At 62.5% G+C, this 14,223-nt stretch carries 12 protein-coding genes and 1 pseudogene; 5 read left to right on the forward strand and 8 right to left on the reverse strand.

Going from position 1 to position 14,223, the window contains the following annotated elements; genetic code table 11:
• Nucleotides 1-67: 67 nt before the first annotated feature.
• From EI28_RS00865 to EI28_RS00880, 4 genes and pseudogenes are all read right to left on the reverse strand, one after another.
• Complete coding sequence (locus tag EI28_RS00865; RefSeq protein ID WP_231476509.1) at nt 68-487, reverse strand: hypothetical protein; 420 nt, start codon at nt 485-487, stop codon at nt 68-70.
• Complete coding sequence (locus tag EI28_RS00870; RefSeq protein WP_048111908.1) at nt 477-1,100, reverse strand: ArsR family transcriptional regulator; 624 nt, start codon at nt 1,098-1,100, stop codon at nt 477-479. The genes EI28_RS00865 and EI28_RS00870 overlap by 11 nt, the downstream gene beginning before the upstream one ends.
• A gap of 37 nt (nt 1,101-1,137) precedes the next feature.
• A pseudogene (guaB, locus tag EI28_RS00875) lies at nt 1,138-2,603 on the reverse strand (IMP dehydrogenase).
• 3 nt (nt 2,604-2,606) lie between these two features.
• Nucleotides 2,607-3,296: a (5-formylfuran-3-yl)methyl phosphate synthase gene (locus EI28_RS00880; RefSeq protein ID WP_048111910.1), complete on the reverse strand. Its 690-nt coding sequence runs from the start codon at nt 3,294-3,296 to the stop codon at nt 2,607-2,609.
• A 44-nt stretch (nt 3,297-3,340) separates the two neighbouring features.
• Between EI28_RS00880 and EI28_RS00885 the strand changes: the two genes are divergently transcribed.
• Nucleotides 3,341-4,021, forward strand: coding sequence for a HisA/HisF-related TIM barrel protein (locus tag EI28_RS00885; protein WP_048111911.1), 681 nt, complete (start codon nt 3,341-3,343; stop codon nt 4,019-4,021).
• On the forward strand, nt 4,015-4,632 hold the full coding sequence (gene tmk, locus EI28_RS00890) for a dTMP kinase (protein ID WP_048111913.1): 618 nt from the start codon (nt 4,015-4,017) through the stop codon (nt 4,630-4,632). Before EI28_RS00885 ends, tmk begins: the two co-directional genes overlap by 7 nt.
• Here the strand turns inward: tmk and EI28_RS00895 are convergent.
• A complete protein-coding gene (locus tag EI28_RS00895) occupies nt 4,589-7,180 on the reverse strand; it encodes a valine--tRNA ligase (protein ID WP_048111915.1) in 2,592 nt (863 codons plus the stop codon). The genes tmk and EI28_RS00895 overlap by 44 nt on opposite strands.
• Before the next feature lie 193 nt (nt 7,181-7,373).
• On the opposite strand from EI28_RS00895, the gene EI28_RS00900 reads away from it, so the two are divergent.
• Nucleotides 7,374-8,570, forward strand: coding sequence for a DUF92 domain-containing protein (locus EI28_RS00900; RefSeq protein WP_048111917.1), 1,197 nt, complete (start codon nt 7,374-7,376; stop codon nt 8,568-8,570).
• Between the two features lie 722 nt (nt 8,571-9,292).
• Here EI28_RS00900 and EI28_RS00905 read toward each other — a convergent pair.
• On the reverse strand, nt 9,293-10,117 hold the full coding sequence (locus tag EI28_RS00905; RefSeq protein WP_048111920.1) for a hypothetical protein: 825 nt from the start codon (nt 10,115-10,117) through the stop codon (nt 9,293-9,295).
• A 2-nt stretch (nt 10,118-10,119) separates the two neighbouring features.
• Nucleotides 10,120-10,710, reverse strand: coding sequence for a pyruvate kinase alpha/beta domain-containing protein (locus EI28_RS00910; protein ID WP_048111922.1), 591 nt, complete (start codon nt 10,708-10,710; stop codon nt 10,120-10,122).
• A gap of 152 nt (nt 10,711-10,862) precedes the next feature.
• Here EI28_RS00910 and EI28_RS00915 point away from each other — a divergent pair, with 152 nt between their 5' ends.
• Both EI28_RS00915 and EI28_RS00920 read left to right on the forward strand, forming a co-directional pair.
• Nucleotides 10,863-12,032, forward strand: a complete 1,170-nt coding sequence (locus tag EI28_RS00915; RefSeq protein ID WP_048111923.1) for a redox-regulated ATPase YchF — start codon at nt 10,863-10,865, stop codon at nt 12,030-12,032.
• Between the two features lie 120 nt (nt 12,033-12,152).
• On the forward strand, nt 12,153-12,473 hold the full coding sequence (locus EI28_RS00920) for a hypothetical protein (RefSeq protein ID WP_011844418.1): 321 nt from the start codon (nt 12,153-12,155) through the stop codon (nt 12,471-12,473).
• A gap of 317 nt (nt 12,474-12,790) precedes the next feature.
• On the opposite strand, the gene rbcL is transcribed toward EI28_RS00920, so the two are convergent.
• The gene (gene rbcL, locus EI28_RS00925; protein WP_231476510.1) at nt 12,791-14,113 is read right to left on the reverse strand and encodes a type III ribulose-bisphosphate carboxylase; all 1,323 of its coding nucleotides are present in this window, start codon (nt 14,111-14,113) and stop codon (nt 12,791-12,793) included.
• Nucleotides 14,114-14,223 lie beyond the last annotated feature (110 nt).

Consider the following 14,223-nt stretch of genomic DNA (forward strand, 5'->3'; position numbering starts at 1 on the left):
CTCCAAGCGGTTTCAGCCGGAAGGCTACTCCGAAGGACCAGAACCCGCCGCAAAAGAGTGGTATGGTTCAGGACCGGGCGACCTCGCCCGGCGCGCTCTTCTTCCGGCAGACGGCATCGATCACGCCGTGCTGCACATTGTAGAAACTATGCAGTATGTCGATCTCGCAGTCGAGATCGATGACCGTCTCCTCGTCACCCCCGGTGCAGAGGGTCACGGACTCTTCCTGAAACGTGACGTACGGGGCACCGTCTGCCCGGGCATCCGCCACCGCGGTGATGTAGATGCAGTCGTCCCCTTCGACCACCTCGACATCGGACTCCCCCTCCTCATCTTCGGCGAAATCGGGGTAGGGAGCCCCCTCGGGCAGTCCGCCGATGATGGTGAACCCGATAATCTTCGGGTCGTAAGGAGGCATCTCGCTTAAGATCTTCTCCATCAGCCGCGCGATGTTTCGAAACATTTCGTCGTATGGGTTATTCGCCATGTGTACCACGTATCCGGTATCGGTCGTTGATTCGCTCGACAACCCCCGTGTGCATAAGGTTGCCCAATCTCTGTTTCAGCTCATCCGTGGACAGGCTGCTCACTTCCTCGAGTTCCGCGAGGCGCAGGTCGGCGTGTGAGAGGGTGAGAATGATCTCCAGGTCCCCGTCGTCGGTGACGAAACCCCCCCGCATGCGCATGACCTCGGCGAACCTCGATTCGATCTCCCGCTCCAGTTGTTCGAGGTTATCCAGGAGCTCGTCGCGAGCCCGAACCATCCTCCTGAATGCCTCGAGGTTTCTTGCAAATCGTGTTCTCTGGTTCTCTTCAACGGAGGGAAATGTAACCCCATCCTGCTTCTGCAGGTTTACGATGACATTGATGTCATGCGAGAGATAGTAATACTTTCGCCTGCGTTCGTCCTGGAAGGATATGAGGAGCTGCTCGCGCTCCATCAACTGCAGGTGTTCTATCACCGCTTTCGGACTGAGTACCAGGCGCTCGGAGATCTCGGTCACAAAACACGGTTTCTGCCTCAGCAGTTGTATTATTCGCCGCCTGTTCCGGTTTCCCAGGATATCGAGGAGACGGGAAACATCACTGCCCTCGAGCATATTTACTAAATGTTAGTGATTTCGGCATAAAAAGGTATCACTCGAAGAGGCGGTAGTTCGGTGCCTCGTCGGTGATCATGATGTTGTGCGGGTGGCTCTCGCCATACCCCGCAGGCGTGATCCTGAGGAATCTGCCGTTCCTCTTCAGATCCGCTATCGTCTTTGAACCCGTGTAGCCCATCGCGGACTTCAGGCCGCCGACAAGCTGGTAGATGACGTCCGATACATGGCCAACGTAGGGCGTGACCCCCTCGACGCCTTCGGGAACGAACTTGGTTCTCCCGAACTCCTTCTTCTGGAAGTAGCGGTCGCTCGACTCGCCGCTGCTCATGACGCCGAGCGATCCCATCCCGCGATACTGCTTGTAGCGTCGGCCCTTGATCGTCGTGACCCTCCCCGGCGCCTCGTCGGTGCCGGCAAAGAGGCTGCCCGCCATGATACAGTCCGCGCCCGCGGCAATCGCCTTCGCGATGTCCCCGGAGTACCTGATGCCGCCGTCGGCGACCACCGGCACGTCGGCTCCGTGCGCCACCTCAGCGACGTTTGCGATCGCAGAGACCTGCGGCACGCCCACGCCCGCGACGATCCGGGTCGTACAGATGGAGCCCGGCCCGATGCCGACCTTCAGCCCGTCGACGGTCCCGGCGAGGGTCGAGGCCGCCTGCTTCGTCGCGATGTTCCCGGCAACCACATCGACGGCGACGCTCGCCTTGATATCCCCGACCGCCTTGACGACGTTCATATTGTGGCCGTGAGCGCAGTCCACCACCAGGCGTCGGCGCCCGCCTCGACGAGCATCATCGCCCGGTTGAAGTCGAAGGGGCCCACCGCGGCGGCGACCCGGAGTTTCCCGTTTGCATCACGGTTCGCGCGGGGATACTGCCTCTTCTCGAGGATATCGCGCATCGTGATGATGCCGACCAGGCACCCCTCGGCGTCCACGACAGGGAGACGCTCGACTTTGTTCGCGTACATCGTCTCGAGCGCGTTCTCCGCCGTGATGTCCTCGGAGGCTGTGATCAGCTTCTTCGTCATGTAGGCGGTGATCTTCGCCTCGCCGCGTTTCGGGAGGATCGCCCTGATGTCCCTGCGGCTGACGATGCCGATCACCTTATCGTTCTCGATGACGGGCACGCCCCCGATACCGTACTGCCGCATGACCCGCTCCACGTCGGTGACCGTGGCCTCGGGACCGACCGCAACGACCTCACGCTCGATCAGGTCCTCGGCCTGCTTGACGACCCTGACCTCGGCGACCTCGCGATCCGCAGGCATGTTCCGGTGGATGACGCCGATGCCGCCTTCCCGCGCCATGGTTATCGCCATCACCGACTCGGTCACCGTATCCATCGCGGCGCTCACGAGGGGGATGGTCAGGGGAATGTTGCGCGAGAACCGCGACCTGACATCGGCCTCGTCGGGCTCGACCCATGATTCGGCGGGCTCAAGGAGCACGTCGTCGAACGTAAACGTCGTTTCCATCTGCATCTTCTCGATGTACATACATCACCTGAGCATCATCATTGCTTTCTCCACCAGTTCCGCCCTGACCACTGTCGACCGATCGCCCCCGCAGACCATCCCCCGGACACCGATGATCTCGGGGTTGATCCGCTTTAAGGCATCGAGATCCTCGAACTTCAGCGACCCGGCAAGAGCCGTCTGCAACCCGAGATCCTGGTTCTGCCCGACAAACCGGATCAATGTCTCCTCGTCCATGAACTCAAAGAGACTCTTCCCATCTTTAATACCGGTGTCGATCATAGCGACATCGGCACCGGCCTTTGCAACCAGCGGGCTGATCGCAAGCGGTGAGATCGTACCTATTCTCTTAAAATCGGCATATGCAGCAATGACGACGTGCTTCTCGGGAAACTCCTGTTTCACCGCCGTGGTCACCGCCTCGATGACCTCGCGGGCACGGTCTTCCCCGTCGAACATCAGGCCCACCTTGATGTAATCGGCACCTGCATGCGCGGCACCGTATGCAGCAAGAGCTGCGGTTCCCGGTTTATACTCATTGTCCCCGATTGCAGCGCTGACAGGCTTCTTGCCGGCGATCTCCTTTATCCCGCGGACGATCCAGGGGAAATTCGCGCCAAGAGACCCCTCCGAGGGTTTTTTTACGTCGATGATGTCGGCGGAAAGCGAGCTTTTTGCCTCCTCAATGCTGCTTGGACTGACGAGTAATTGCATAGAAATTAATGATCCTTCACCCTAATAGTGATTACGTTGAGGACATGGAACTGATTCTTGCAGTCGATCTGGCAGGCGGGCTTGTGGTGCACGGGAAGTCCGGAGACCGCGCGGGTTACCGGCCGCTGACCTGGGGGATCGCGCCCTCGGCCGAACCGGAAGCCTACCTCTCCGCTCTCGCGCCCCGGTATCTCTACATCGCCGACCTCGAGGCTCTCGAGGGCAGGACACCGCAGGACGACCTCGTCCGGCGGTGCGCCGCGATGGTCGAGCGGTGCTACCTCGACCGGGGCTGCAGGTCGCCCGCCGAATGCGCCGCGGTCGAGGGAGTGACGCCGATTGTCGGCACCGAGACGGCGGCGAGAGCGATCGAGGACCTTGCGGCATACCGGAGCGGATACCTCAGCATCGACGTCAAAGGCGGCCGAGTGCTCCCCTGGGGCATTCCGCCGGCGGAGATGCTCCGCCGTGCGGCGGCACTCTCGTTTGAAGGGTGCATCCTCCTCAATATCGGCGCCGTGGGAACGGAACGGGGGCTCGTCCGGGAGGAACTCGAAGAGATGCGGGCGTGCTACCCCGGCCGTCTCCTCTACGGGGGCGGGGTCGCCGGGACCGGCGACATCCGTCTCCTCGCCGACGCCGGGTTCGACGGGGCGATCATAGCGACGGCCGTTCACCGCGGCACGGTACCGCTCGAATGGCTCCGGAGGGGACACCCGTGCTGATCACCATCGAAGGGATCGACGGGAGCGGGAAGAGCACGCTTCTTGCCCGTCTCCGCGAACTGCTCGCCGACCTCGACCCGCTCTTCACCCGCGAGCCCGGCGCCACCTGGGTCGGCGAGCCGGTAAGGCGGGCGATTGCCGAACGGATGGACCCGATCACCGAGGCGCTCCTCTTCTGCGCCGACCACGCCGCGCATATCGATACGGTGATCCGGCCCGCCCTCGACGAGGGAAGGCTCGTCGTCTCCGACCGCTACGCCGACTCGCGGTTCGCCTACCAGCCGGTCGTCCTCGACGGCGTCCTCCCCGACCCGCTCTCCTGGCTTCGCCGGATCCACGAAGGATGGTCGATCCGGCCCGACCGGACGTTTCTCCTGGTCCTGCCGGTCGAAGACGCCGTCTCACGACTTGGCCCTGAGAAAAAGAGAGAATACTTCGAGAACGCCGCGATCCTCGAGCAGGTGCAGGAGAACTACCTGAACCTCGCGGCATCCGACCCGGCACGGTTCGTCGTCGTCGATGCGCTGCTCCCAAAAGAAGAAGTTGCCCGGTTCATCGCGGGCGAAATCAGGGCTGGTGCCCGATCGTCACGACGACGTCCCCGAGCGTGAGGACGTCCACCTCTTCTCCCGCCACCCGGTAGGCGACCTTCGGCGTGAAGGAATCGGGGGGCACCGGGATCTCCTCGCCTGCGACCGTCACGGTCGCAGGCGGGTTCTTGAGCAGTTCCGGCGGGAGCGCCTCCACTGCCTGCATGAACCCGCGGGCCTGCTTCCTGAGCGCCGGGCCGATGACCGCCATATTGAAGTCCACGCCGCTCACGACCTCCTCGAGCCGGGGCGTGCCGGTGCTCCAGCGCGCATCGGCATTGAGGGCGCGCCCGGCGTCGCCGGCGTCGTCGACCGGCTCCGGCGCGTAGATCATGACGTGGCCGAGCGGGGCGTTCAGCGCCATGCCCTTATCATGCTTGTAGCGCCGGAGTTCGGCGACCGTCTTCACGAGGAGATCGCCGTGGCGCCGCGCTTCGTCGTCGGCGTATGAAAAGTCCGGCCAGGCTTCTTTGTGCACGCTCTCGCCGGCGAGGTTATGGTAGCACTCTTCCGCGAAGTGCGGGATGATCGGGGCAAGCAGGCGGCAGAGGACGTCCATCGTCGTCCGGAGCGCGCTGCAGGCGCTGGCCCTGCTGCCGTCGTCCGTATAGAGGCGCCCCTTGGCAACCTCGATGTAGTCGTCGGCGAGCGTGTTCCAGGCAAACTCCCGGATCGCCCTGAGCGCCCGGTCGAACTGGTAGCCCTCCATTGCGGCGGTGACCTCGGCGACGGTCTCGGAGAGCCGGACGAGCAGCCACCGGTCGGTGAGTTCCGTCACCGGCGCCGCGGGATCGGCCCCCTTCTCCAGGTGCCCCATGACAAACCGGAAGATGTTCCAGAGTTTGGTCTGGAACCGGGACGCGGCGACGACGTCGTTCCAGTTGAACATGATGTCCGAACCGGTCGCCGCGCCTCCCGCGCCCCACTGCCGGAGCGCGTCCGCGCCGTACTGCCCGACGATCTCTTCAGGAGAGATGATGTTGCTCCTGCTCTTGCTCATCTTGAACCCGTCTTCCCCGAGCACCATGCCGTTCACCAGGATCTCGTCCCAGGGGTGGCCGCCGACCAGCGCCTTCGCCCGGAGGATGGTGTAGAACGCCCACGTCCGTATGATATCGTGTCCCTGGGGGCGGATCTGCGCCGGGAAGAACGGAGGTTTGCCGGTTCCGTCCCACCCGGTGACGTGGAGCACCGATACTGAAGAGTCCATCCAGGTGTCGAGCACGTCCGTCTCGCCGGTGAAGTCCGATCCCCCGCACTTCGGGCAGGGGGTTTTCGGCTTATCGACCGTCGGGTCGATCGGGAGGTCTTCCTCGGCCGGGATGACCATCTCGCCGCAGGCAGTGCAGAACCAGACGGGGATAGGGGTCGCGAAGATCCGCTGCCGGGAGATGCACCAGTCCCATTCCATGGAGTTCGCCCAGTTCTCCATCCGGGCGAACATATGCTCCGGCGTCCAGGAGACCCTCCGCGCCGAATCCAGGATCTCGTCCTGGTGAACCCGGACGAACCACTGCCGCTCCGAGAGGATCTCGATCGGGGTCTTGCACCGCCAGCAGGTCCCCACCCGCTGCTCGAGTTCCTCCTGCCGCTTCAGGATCCCGGCCTTCTCCATGTCGGCGAGGATCGCTTCCCTGCAGACCTCCGATGACATCCCCGTATAGGGGGCTGCGGTCGCGGTCATGATTCCCTGGCGGTCGATAGCCTTGCGGAGATCCAGGTCGTGCTGCTTCCACCAGTAAACGTCCGTCTTGTCGCCGAACGTACAGATCATCACCGCACCGCTGCCGAACTCCGGGTCGACCGCGACGTCCTCGATGACCGGAACATCGTGGCCGAAGATCGGGACGGTGAGCCTCTTCCCCCTCATCCCGCGGTACCGGTCATCCTCGGGATGGACTGCCACGGCAACGCAGGCCGCGAGCAGCTCGGGCCGGGTGGTGGCGATCTCGACGCCGTCGAAGTCGAAGTAGTTGAGTTTGGTGGTGCGGGGGGCGTAGTTGACCTCGGCGAACGCGATGGCCGTCTCGCACCGGGTGCAGAAGTTCACCGGATGCTCGCTCTGGTAGATGTCGCCGGCTTTGAGCATCTGCAAAAACGACGCCTGGGTCTTCCTGTAGTAGTCCGGGAGCATGGTGATGTACTCGTGGCTCCAGTCGGTCGAGAACCCGAGCCGCCGCATGGTCGCCCGCATCTTCTCGATGTTGCCGAGCGTGAGGTCGCGGCACATCTCCCGGAACTTCTCCCGCGGTACGTCGTTTTTGGTGATCCCGTAGGTCTCCTCGACCTTCACCTCGGTCGGGAGGCCGTGGCAGTCCCACCCCTGCGGGAACATGACGTTGTAACCGCGCATGCGTTTGTACCGCGCGATGAAGTCGATATAGCACCAGTTTAACGCGTTCCCGATATGGAAGTTTCCGGTGGGATAGGGCGGCGGCGTATCGATGATGAACCGTGGTTTTGACGAAGCGGGGTCGAAATAGTTGTCCTCATCCCGCCAGGTATCCTGCCAGCGCGTCTCCACTTCTTCGATATCGTAGTTTTTGGGTAGTTGATGTGACGGCGACATTTTCAGCGTATAATCTCTCTCTTCCCAGTGAAATATAATGTTCGACGGGGCTTTCCGTATCGGAGTATCCCGCGCAGCGCACGGGTTCGCCGTCCCCGGCCCGGGCGTCCCGGAACGTTCGCCGCGAAAAATCGCGGAGACGGCAGGGGTTCGACCCTAAAGGCTTTGTCCCTCCACTCCCAATCCTATATGAATGACAAAGCCGCCGGGGTTGGTTCTGGCATCGGTGCTCACCCTCGTCTTCATAGGCCTTGCCCCCCTGCTCCAGCCGGCGTGGCTGCTCACGCTCTTTCTCGTTCCGTTCTCACTCGTTCTCTTCCTCATCAAAGAGACACGCTACGTATCGCTCTCGATCGTCGCGCTTGCCGTGCTCTACGGGCTCGGCTGGCTCTCGACGTTCGTCTTCACCTGCACGCTCGGCATCGTCGTGATCGGGGAGGTGGTGTTTCGGCTTACCGGGGATCGGCATGCGGCGTATCTCCATCACCTGGTTGCCGCAATCGCCGTATCGGTTGCGGTGATGCTCTACCTGCAGTACGCCGCGCCGCTCGTCGCCGTGATGGGCGTGGTCGTCGCGGTGCTCCTCCGGGCGGCCCTCCGGGGCCGGGACGATGCTTTGATGATCGAGGCGCTCGGCGTCGCGATGACCATGTTCCTCTTCGAGGAACTCAATTTCGAGGTCGACCTGACCCTTCTCGTCGCCGCGGCCGTGATAGCGTTCGGGTTCGGCTACACCTCCTACCGCGTCCGGGTGGCCGACATCAGCGGCCTCTTCTCGGGCGCCATGATCGGGATCATCCTCATCGTCTTCGCGGACGTCCGGTGGTTCCTGATCATGCTCACCTTCTTCATCATCGGTGCCGGGGCTACCCGCTACCGCTACGGCGATAAGGAGCAACTCGGCGTCGCCCAGGAGCACGGGGGCGTGCGCGGCTACTTTAACGTCTTCGCGAACGGTCTGGTGGCGACCGCCGCCGCCATCCTCTACGGCCTGACCGGCCAGCCGGCTTTTGCGGCGCTTTTCATGGGCAGCGTCGCTTCGGCCGCCGCCGATACCGCCGCAAGCGAGATCGGGGTCACGGGAAAGGTGCCGTACCTGATCACGACGCTCAAGCCGGTGCCGCGGGGGATGAACGGCGGGGTGACCCTGCGGGGCGAGGCCGCGGCCGTCATCGCATCCGTCCTCGTCGCCGTCGTCGCATGGGCAATGGGCGTCGCCGACCCCTGGATGGCCGCCGTCACGATCGCCGCCGGGTTCATCGGCACCAATGTCGACAGCCTGGTGGGCGCGACGCTCGAGAACAGCGGCAGGATCGGGAACTCGGGCACGAACCTGGTCGCTACGTTCTCCGGCGGCGTCTCGGGGATGCTGATCTATATGCTCGGGTGATGGGGCGCGGGGGTTCCGGTGCGGTTTTTAAAGGGTATAGTCCGCTGACTGTAAGTATCCGGGCGGATCGTGGAGCAAAATGCCATGTCTCGCAAAGTACTGTCCTTTGAGACATCGTTCAACCCCTTGCACGGATTACCATCGGCTTCGCACCTTCGATACTCTAGCTCCGTTTCTCCGAACCATCGCTTATCGCCACGCACTGCCCCCGCCCCTCGCGGGCGGGGTGCGACGCTCCGCTAGGAACGACCGCCGCAGGACGGGAGTTTGAGAAGCCATCAGGCTTCGAGGAGCAGAGTTTGAGCACCGAAGGTGCGAGTGAGGAGCGCGAAGCACGGGCGGGGTGCGACGGACAGACCGTCCGGAGCTTGAGAAGACCGGAGGTATTCGAGTGGGGGTTACAGGTGTCCTTTTGTGCGGTAGAGACAGGGGAGGGGGGATGCTCCCCCCTCAAAGGCCTTCGGCCTTCTCGTGCTCCGTTCCTGTCGGAACATCGCACTCCCCGTCAGCCCCACCCCCAACGGCGATATCTCCTCGAAAGCCGTGCATGGGTGTACTATCAGATACACAGGACGGAACCTGCAGGTAGAGGGTCAGAACGAAGAATGTGCGGGAAACAATGAGGAGCCGTTTCAGATGATGCGGCAGGAAAAATCTAGAAGATATTAGATATCAAAAACCCAGCACTGGAGAAAAGGAAGTATAATTCCCGTCCAGCCACGTCAGTACTTATACCAGCGCCCCTTCTCGTCGTACTCCCCCTGTTCTGCCTGCACAGCACCGGCGTGGTTTTTGAAGAAACTCGCCTTGTAGGCGTAGAGAAAGACCGAGAAGAGCACGATCACGACCGCATAGACGATTGCGGTGATCCATATCCCCTCCGTCCCGATGAGCGCGAGGATATCTTCCGGCATCACCGCCTGGAGTTCCTCGGGGCTCATGCTGACGAGCGGCTCGAGTTTTTCCAGGAGGAGAGCAGTCCAGGCAAAGGAGCCGGCGAACCAGAGTACCAGGAAGGTAACGATGTTCACCAGGTAGAAGACCAGAACCCTGCCGAGATTGTTCATGACGAACTCGACACTCCGCCGGATCGACTCGAAGACGCCCGTCTCCTCAAAGACCGCCACGGTGTCGTAGAAGAACGTGAAGAAGGCGATGGAAAGGATGACCCCGAAGAGGAGCGCTGCCATGTTTGCGGCGGCTCCGGCGCCGAGGAGCGCGAGCGGTATCGAGAGCAGGAAGAGTGTCAGGATGACCGCGAAGAAGATAACCAGCGCCGGCAGGAGTATCCGGAAGTAGTAGGTCTTGCCCGACTGTACGAACTCCCCGACGGAGAATGCCTCACCCTTAACCATGCCGTAGACGCCGCCGGCCAGGAAGGGCAGTGCGAGCCCCAACAGCAGCAGCAGGGGTTCCATATAAAACGTCTCGCCTGAGATCATGATGATGGCGGTTGCAAAGAAGAAACCGCCTATGGCAAGCCCTATCGACCATATGAGAGGTTGCCGGAGGAGTCCGGCGGCATTGCCGACCGATTCGAGCGTCATGCTCACCGGTTCCTCGGCATTGCGACGATCTCGCGCACCTGCAGATCGAAGAACGACGCGGTATGCGCGGGACGGATGACGCAGACGGTGTCGGCCCCGGTTGCGGTGCCCCCGACCGCGATCACCTCTTCATCGACGCCGACCGCGCCCTGGTCCGCCGCGATGAGGACGCACTCCACCGCGACCTTCAGGCCGACCGCGACGATTCGCCGCAGGGCCTCGGCGATTGCTTCCGTGCGGGAACTCCCGCCGAGTTTCGGTGAGCGGGATATCGCGCGTTCGAGCCCGGAGAGCGCGTGCGTCCCGGTGACGATCTTCGCGCCCCCAGCCCGGAGGGTCTCGGCCGCTTCCGGCGAGAACTGCCACTCGCCGGGCTTTGAGAACCCGACCACGTAGGTGACGACGATCAGCTCAAGGTCCGTTCCTGCCATAGCGTCCCGGAAGGCAAGCGCCGTCCGGCCGCTGCTGCTCGCGACAACGACCTTTTTGACGCCGAGTTCCCGTGCCCGCTCGACGGCGAACCGGGCGGCGTCATGGGTATTCTCTCTACCCGGCGCATCGAAGTAATAGGTATTCCGGGTTACGAAGCTCATGCAGTCATGTTGTCGTTGCTCCTAATTGAATCTCCCGTACCGATGATTGGGGCTGCAACGGCACGGCCAGGGTCGCTATGGCGGGGAAAGAAGGTGATAAATGGTGGATGGCCCAACACTACTCTCAACCGAACGGTGCGGTAGGAGTTCTCATGATCACACTGGCCATTGCAGGAAAACCAAACTGTGGGAAATCAACGTTTTTCAGGGCGGCGACCCTCGCCCAGGCAGAGATTGCCAATTACCCGTTCACGACCATCGACGCAAACCACGGCGTCGCGTACGTCCGGACAGCCTGCCCATGCCAGGAGATGCATGTCCCATGCGAGAACTGCCGGGACGGGGTCAGGTTCATCCCGGTCGGGCTGATCGACGTGGCGGGCCTCGTCCCCGAGGCGCACCTCGGGCGGGGGCTCGGCAACCAGTTCCTCGACAACCTCCGGCAGGCGGACGCCATCCTCCAGATCGTCGATGCCAGCGGGGCGACGGACGCTGAAGGGAACCCGGTCGATATCGGCTCGCGCGACCCGGTGAAGGATATCGAGTTCCTCCAGTACGAGATGTCGATGTGGATGTACGGCATCCTCTCGCGGAACTGGGCGAAACTCGTGCGGCAGGCCCAGTCGAGGGACTTCTCTCTTGCGGCGGCGATCGCCGAGGTCTTTGCCGGCCTCGGGATCACCTACGAGCACGTCCGCGACGCCACCGAGGCAGTCGGAGTCGAGCTCCGGACCGCCGGGGAGGAGGACCTGATCCGGTTCTGCCGGGAGCTGATGACGATCAGCAAGCCGATGCTGATCGTCGGGAACAAGGCCGACCAGGCACCGGAGGAGTGCCTTGAGCGGCTCGCGAATCACGACGTCGTCTTTGCAAGCGCCGCAGGCGAACTTGCGATCCGGATGGCCGCAGAGGGGAAGTTCGTCCGCTACCTCCCCGGCGACAGGAACTTCACCGAGAACCCCGGGGCGAACCTCAACGCCGCGCAGCGTGCCGGGCTCTCAAAGGTCGCGGAGTTCATGCAGACGTTCGACGGCACCGGGGTTCAGAAGGCGCTGGACGCCGCGGTCTTCAACCTCCTTGATCGGATCGTCGTATTCCCGGTCGAGGACGAGCACAAACTCACCGACGGCAAGGGCAGGGTTCTCCCCGACGCGTTCCTCATGAAGCGCGGCTCGACCCCTCGCGACCTCGCCTACCAGGTTCACACCGATATCGGCGAGGGGTTCCTGTATGCCATCGACGCGAAGACCGGGATGCGGATCAAGGACACACAGGAACTGAAGAACGGCGACATTATCAAGATCGTCAGCGTCCGGAAGTGATCTGCGGGCACGGAGAAACCTACCTCAACTCCTCCGTGCCCCGGCGGGCGAACCGGCATCTCCGGAGCGCCGGTATAAACCGGCAGACATTTATATGGATTTGAGAAATATTCGATCATCATGAGCGGCGAGGTCTACCAGGCGCAGGTCCTCCGGAACTTCTTCGACACCATCACCGGAACGGACAGGAACCTGACCCGGATCTACATGTGCGTGATGAGCCTCGCCAAGCTCCGCATGGAGTCACCCGAGAGGATGACGTTCCTCGTGGACCAGCTCCGCAAGTCCAAACAGAAGCGGGAACTCTCGGTCGATATCATCGATTATATGTGCGACGTGGCGCGTGATCTCGAACTCGTCACCATCCAGACCGCGTTCGGCGTGAAAGACATCAACGCGGTCTCCGACGAGTTCAGCGGGATCAGCCTCGACTCGCTCTGATTTTTTTGCCCTGAATGAGGCACGGTTTTTCCAAGGAGTTGTTACTCTCTTTCGTTGGCCTCCGGTGCGTTGCGTTTTGGGCGATTGCCGGAACGGGTATGAACGTGGCAAGATTCTGTACAGTGGACTGTGGGGATATCGCCACGGAGGGGGGTGGGGACAGGGGAGGGGGGAATACTCCCCCCTCCCCGTCAGCCCCTCCCCCAAGGGCGATAGCCACCACGGTCCACTGCACCGGGCTTTCCCCTCGCTTCAGTCGCCCTGTTCGTCGTGGCTAACTCACAACTTCAGGCGTATAATCCAGGGTATTTGCAGTCTCACTCACTCGAAATAGTATCCAAACCCCCCTCACTTCGGCTTATACCGCCCCCACTTCTCCAGCGCCTCCCGAAGCGCCGTGGCCTTCTTCGCCTTATCCTCGAGCGTTTCGCCGTCCTTCCAGGCCTCGACCGCCTGCATGGTGGCCTCGGCGCCCGCCCGCGTGCCTTCGGGTGGCCGTGGATGCCGCCGCTGACGAGGAGAACGAGTTCGGTGCCGTAGATATCGAGCACGTCCGGCACGAGCCCGGGGTGGAGACCGCCCGAAGATGCCGGGAAGGCGCTCTTGATGTTGCCCCAGTCCTGGTCGAGGGCCATGTGGTCGACGGCGTCCATGTGGTTCTCCCGGAGCATATCCGCAAGCACCGTGACCTCCGCCCGGGTGCCGACCAGTTTGCCCACAGCGGTTCCGGTGTGGATCTGCGAAACACCGATGAGCCGCATCATCTTCGCCAGGAACTGCATCGTGATCCCGTGCCTCTCGTCCCGGTCGAAGGCCGCGTGCATCGCCCGGTGGGCGTGGATCGCGAGCCCGAGGTCGGAGCAGTAGTCCCGGAGGGTCGCGACGGCCGCCGTTCCGGCCACCACGACGTCGATCATCGCGTAGTTCCAGCCGTAGTCCGCAAGCATCTTCGCCCGCTTCTCCATCGTCTCGGTATCGGCCGTGATGTTGATGAACGCGGACTTTTTCTCGCCGGTCTCCTGCTCGGCCCTATCCCGCATCTTCGTCATCGCCCGGACGCGGTCTTCGAACCGGTTGAACGGGTGGGACGTCAGGTTCTCGTCGTCCTTGACGAAGTCGAACCCGCCCATCCAGGTCTCGTAACCGATCTCTGCGTGCTCTTCGGCGGTGAACCCCACCTTCGGCTTCGCCACCGCGCCCGTGAGCGGCCGCCCCCGAACACTCATCATATCGCGTATGCCTTCAATGCCGAAGTGTGGACCCTTGAAGTGCCGGAGGTATTCGGCGGGGAACGAGGCATCGATCAGCCGGAGGCGGTCGAGCGCCTTCATCCCGAAGACGTTCCCGGCGATCCCGCTCAGGAGCTGGGCCGCGTTCCCCTCCTCCCAGAGGGCGAGGGGGTAGGCGATCTTCACGTAATTCCCCTCGATCTCGAACGCCTTCGCCTGGAGGTCCCGCATCCGGGGCGGCAGGGTAAAGAGCGTGGTCCAGGTTCCGGTCGAGCTCTCCGACGCGATGCGCCCGACTGCCTCCTCCCTGCTGATCCCCTCCGCCGGCTCGAAGTAGTAGAGGGCTACGAGTTCGTCCGGGCCGGGAGTGTGGTTTAAATCAACAAACTCTTCGTACCAGTCAATCGCCATAAAATCACCTTTTGAAGTGAAGGGGTTCCGGGGTGAAAAACCTTCCATTCGGAGCAGGGTAAAGAACGCTGCAATCACTTTCTCCCCGCAGGCGCCAGGTTTATCTGCCG

Source organism: Methanoculleus sp. MH98A (assembly GCF_000691865.1).
Taxonomy (GTDB): Archaea; Halobacteriota; Methanomicrobia; order Methanomicrobiales; family Methanoculleaceae; genus Methanoculleus.

Coding starts and splice junctions, on each gene's coding strand:
- EI28_RS00865 (WP_231476509.1), bottom strand. CDS start 487: ATGGCGAATAACCCATACGACGAAATGTTTCGAAACATCGCGCGGCTG.
- EI28_RS00870 (WP_048111908.1), bottom strand. CDS start 1,100: ATGCTCGAGGGCAGTGATGTTTCCCGTCTCCTCGATATCCTGGGAAAC.
- EI28_RS00880 (WP_048111910.1), bottom strand. CDS start 3,296: ATGCAATTACTCGTCAGTCCAAGCAGCATTGAGGAGGCAAAAAGCTCG.
- EI28_RS00885 (WP_048111911.1), top strand. CDS start 3,341: ATGGAACTGATTCTTGCAGTCGATCTGGCAGGCGGGCTTGTGGTGCAC.
- EI28_RS00895 (WP_048111915.1), bottom strand. CDS start 7,180: ATGTCGCCGTCACATCAACTACCCAAAAACTACGATATCGAAGAAGTG.
- EI28_RS00900 (WP_048111917.1), top strand. CDS start 7,374: ATGACAAAGCCGCCGGGGTTGGTTCTGGCATCGGTGCTCACCCTCGTC.
- EI28_RS00905 (WP_048111920.1), bottom strand. CDS start 10,117: ATGACGCTCGAATCGGTCGGCAATGCCGCCGGACTCCTCCGGCAACCT.
- EI28_RS00910 (WP_048111922.1), bottom strand. CDS start 10,710: ATGAGCTTCGTAACCCGGAATACCTATTACTTCGATGCGCCGGGTAGA.
- EI28_RS00915 (WP_048111923.1), top strand. CDS start 10,863: ATGATCACACTGGCCATTGCAGGAAAACCAAACTGTGGGAAATCAACG.
- EI28_RS00920 (WP_011844418.1), top strand. CDS start 12,153: ATGAGCGGCGAGGTCTACCAGGCGCAGGTCCTCCGGAACTTCTTCGAC.
- rbcL (WP_231476510.1), bottom strand. CDS start 14,113: ATGGCGATTGACTGGTACGAAGAGTTTGTTGATTTAAACCACACTCCC.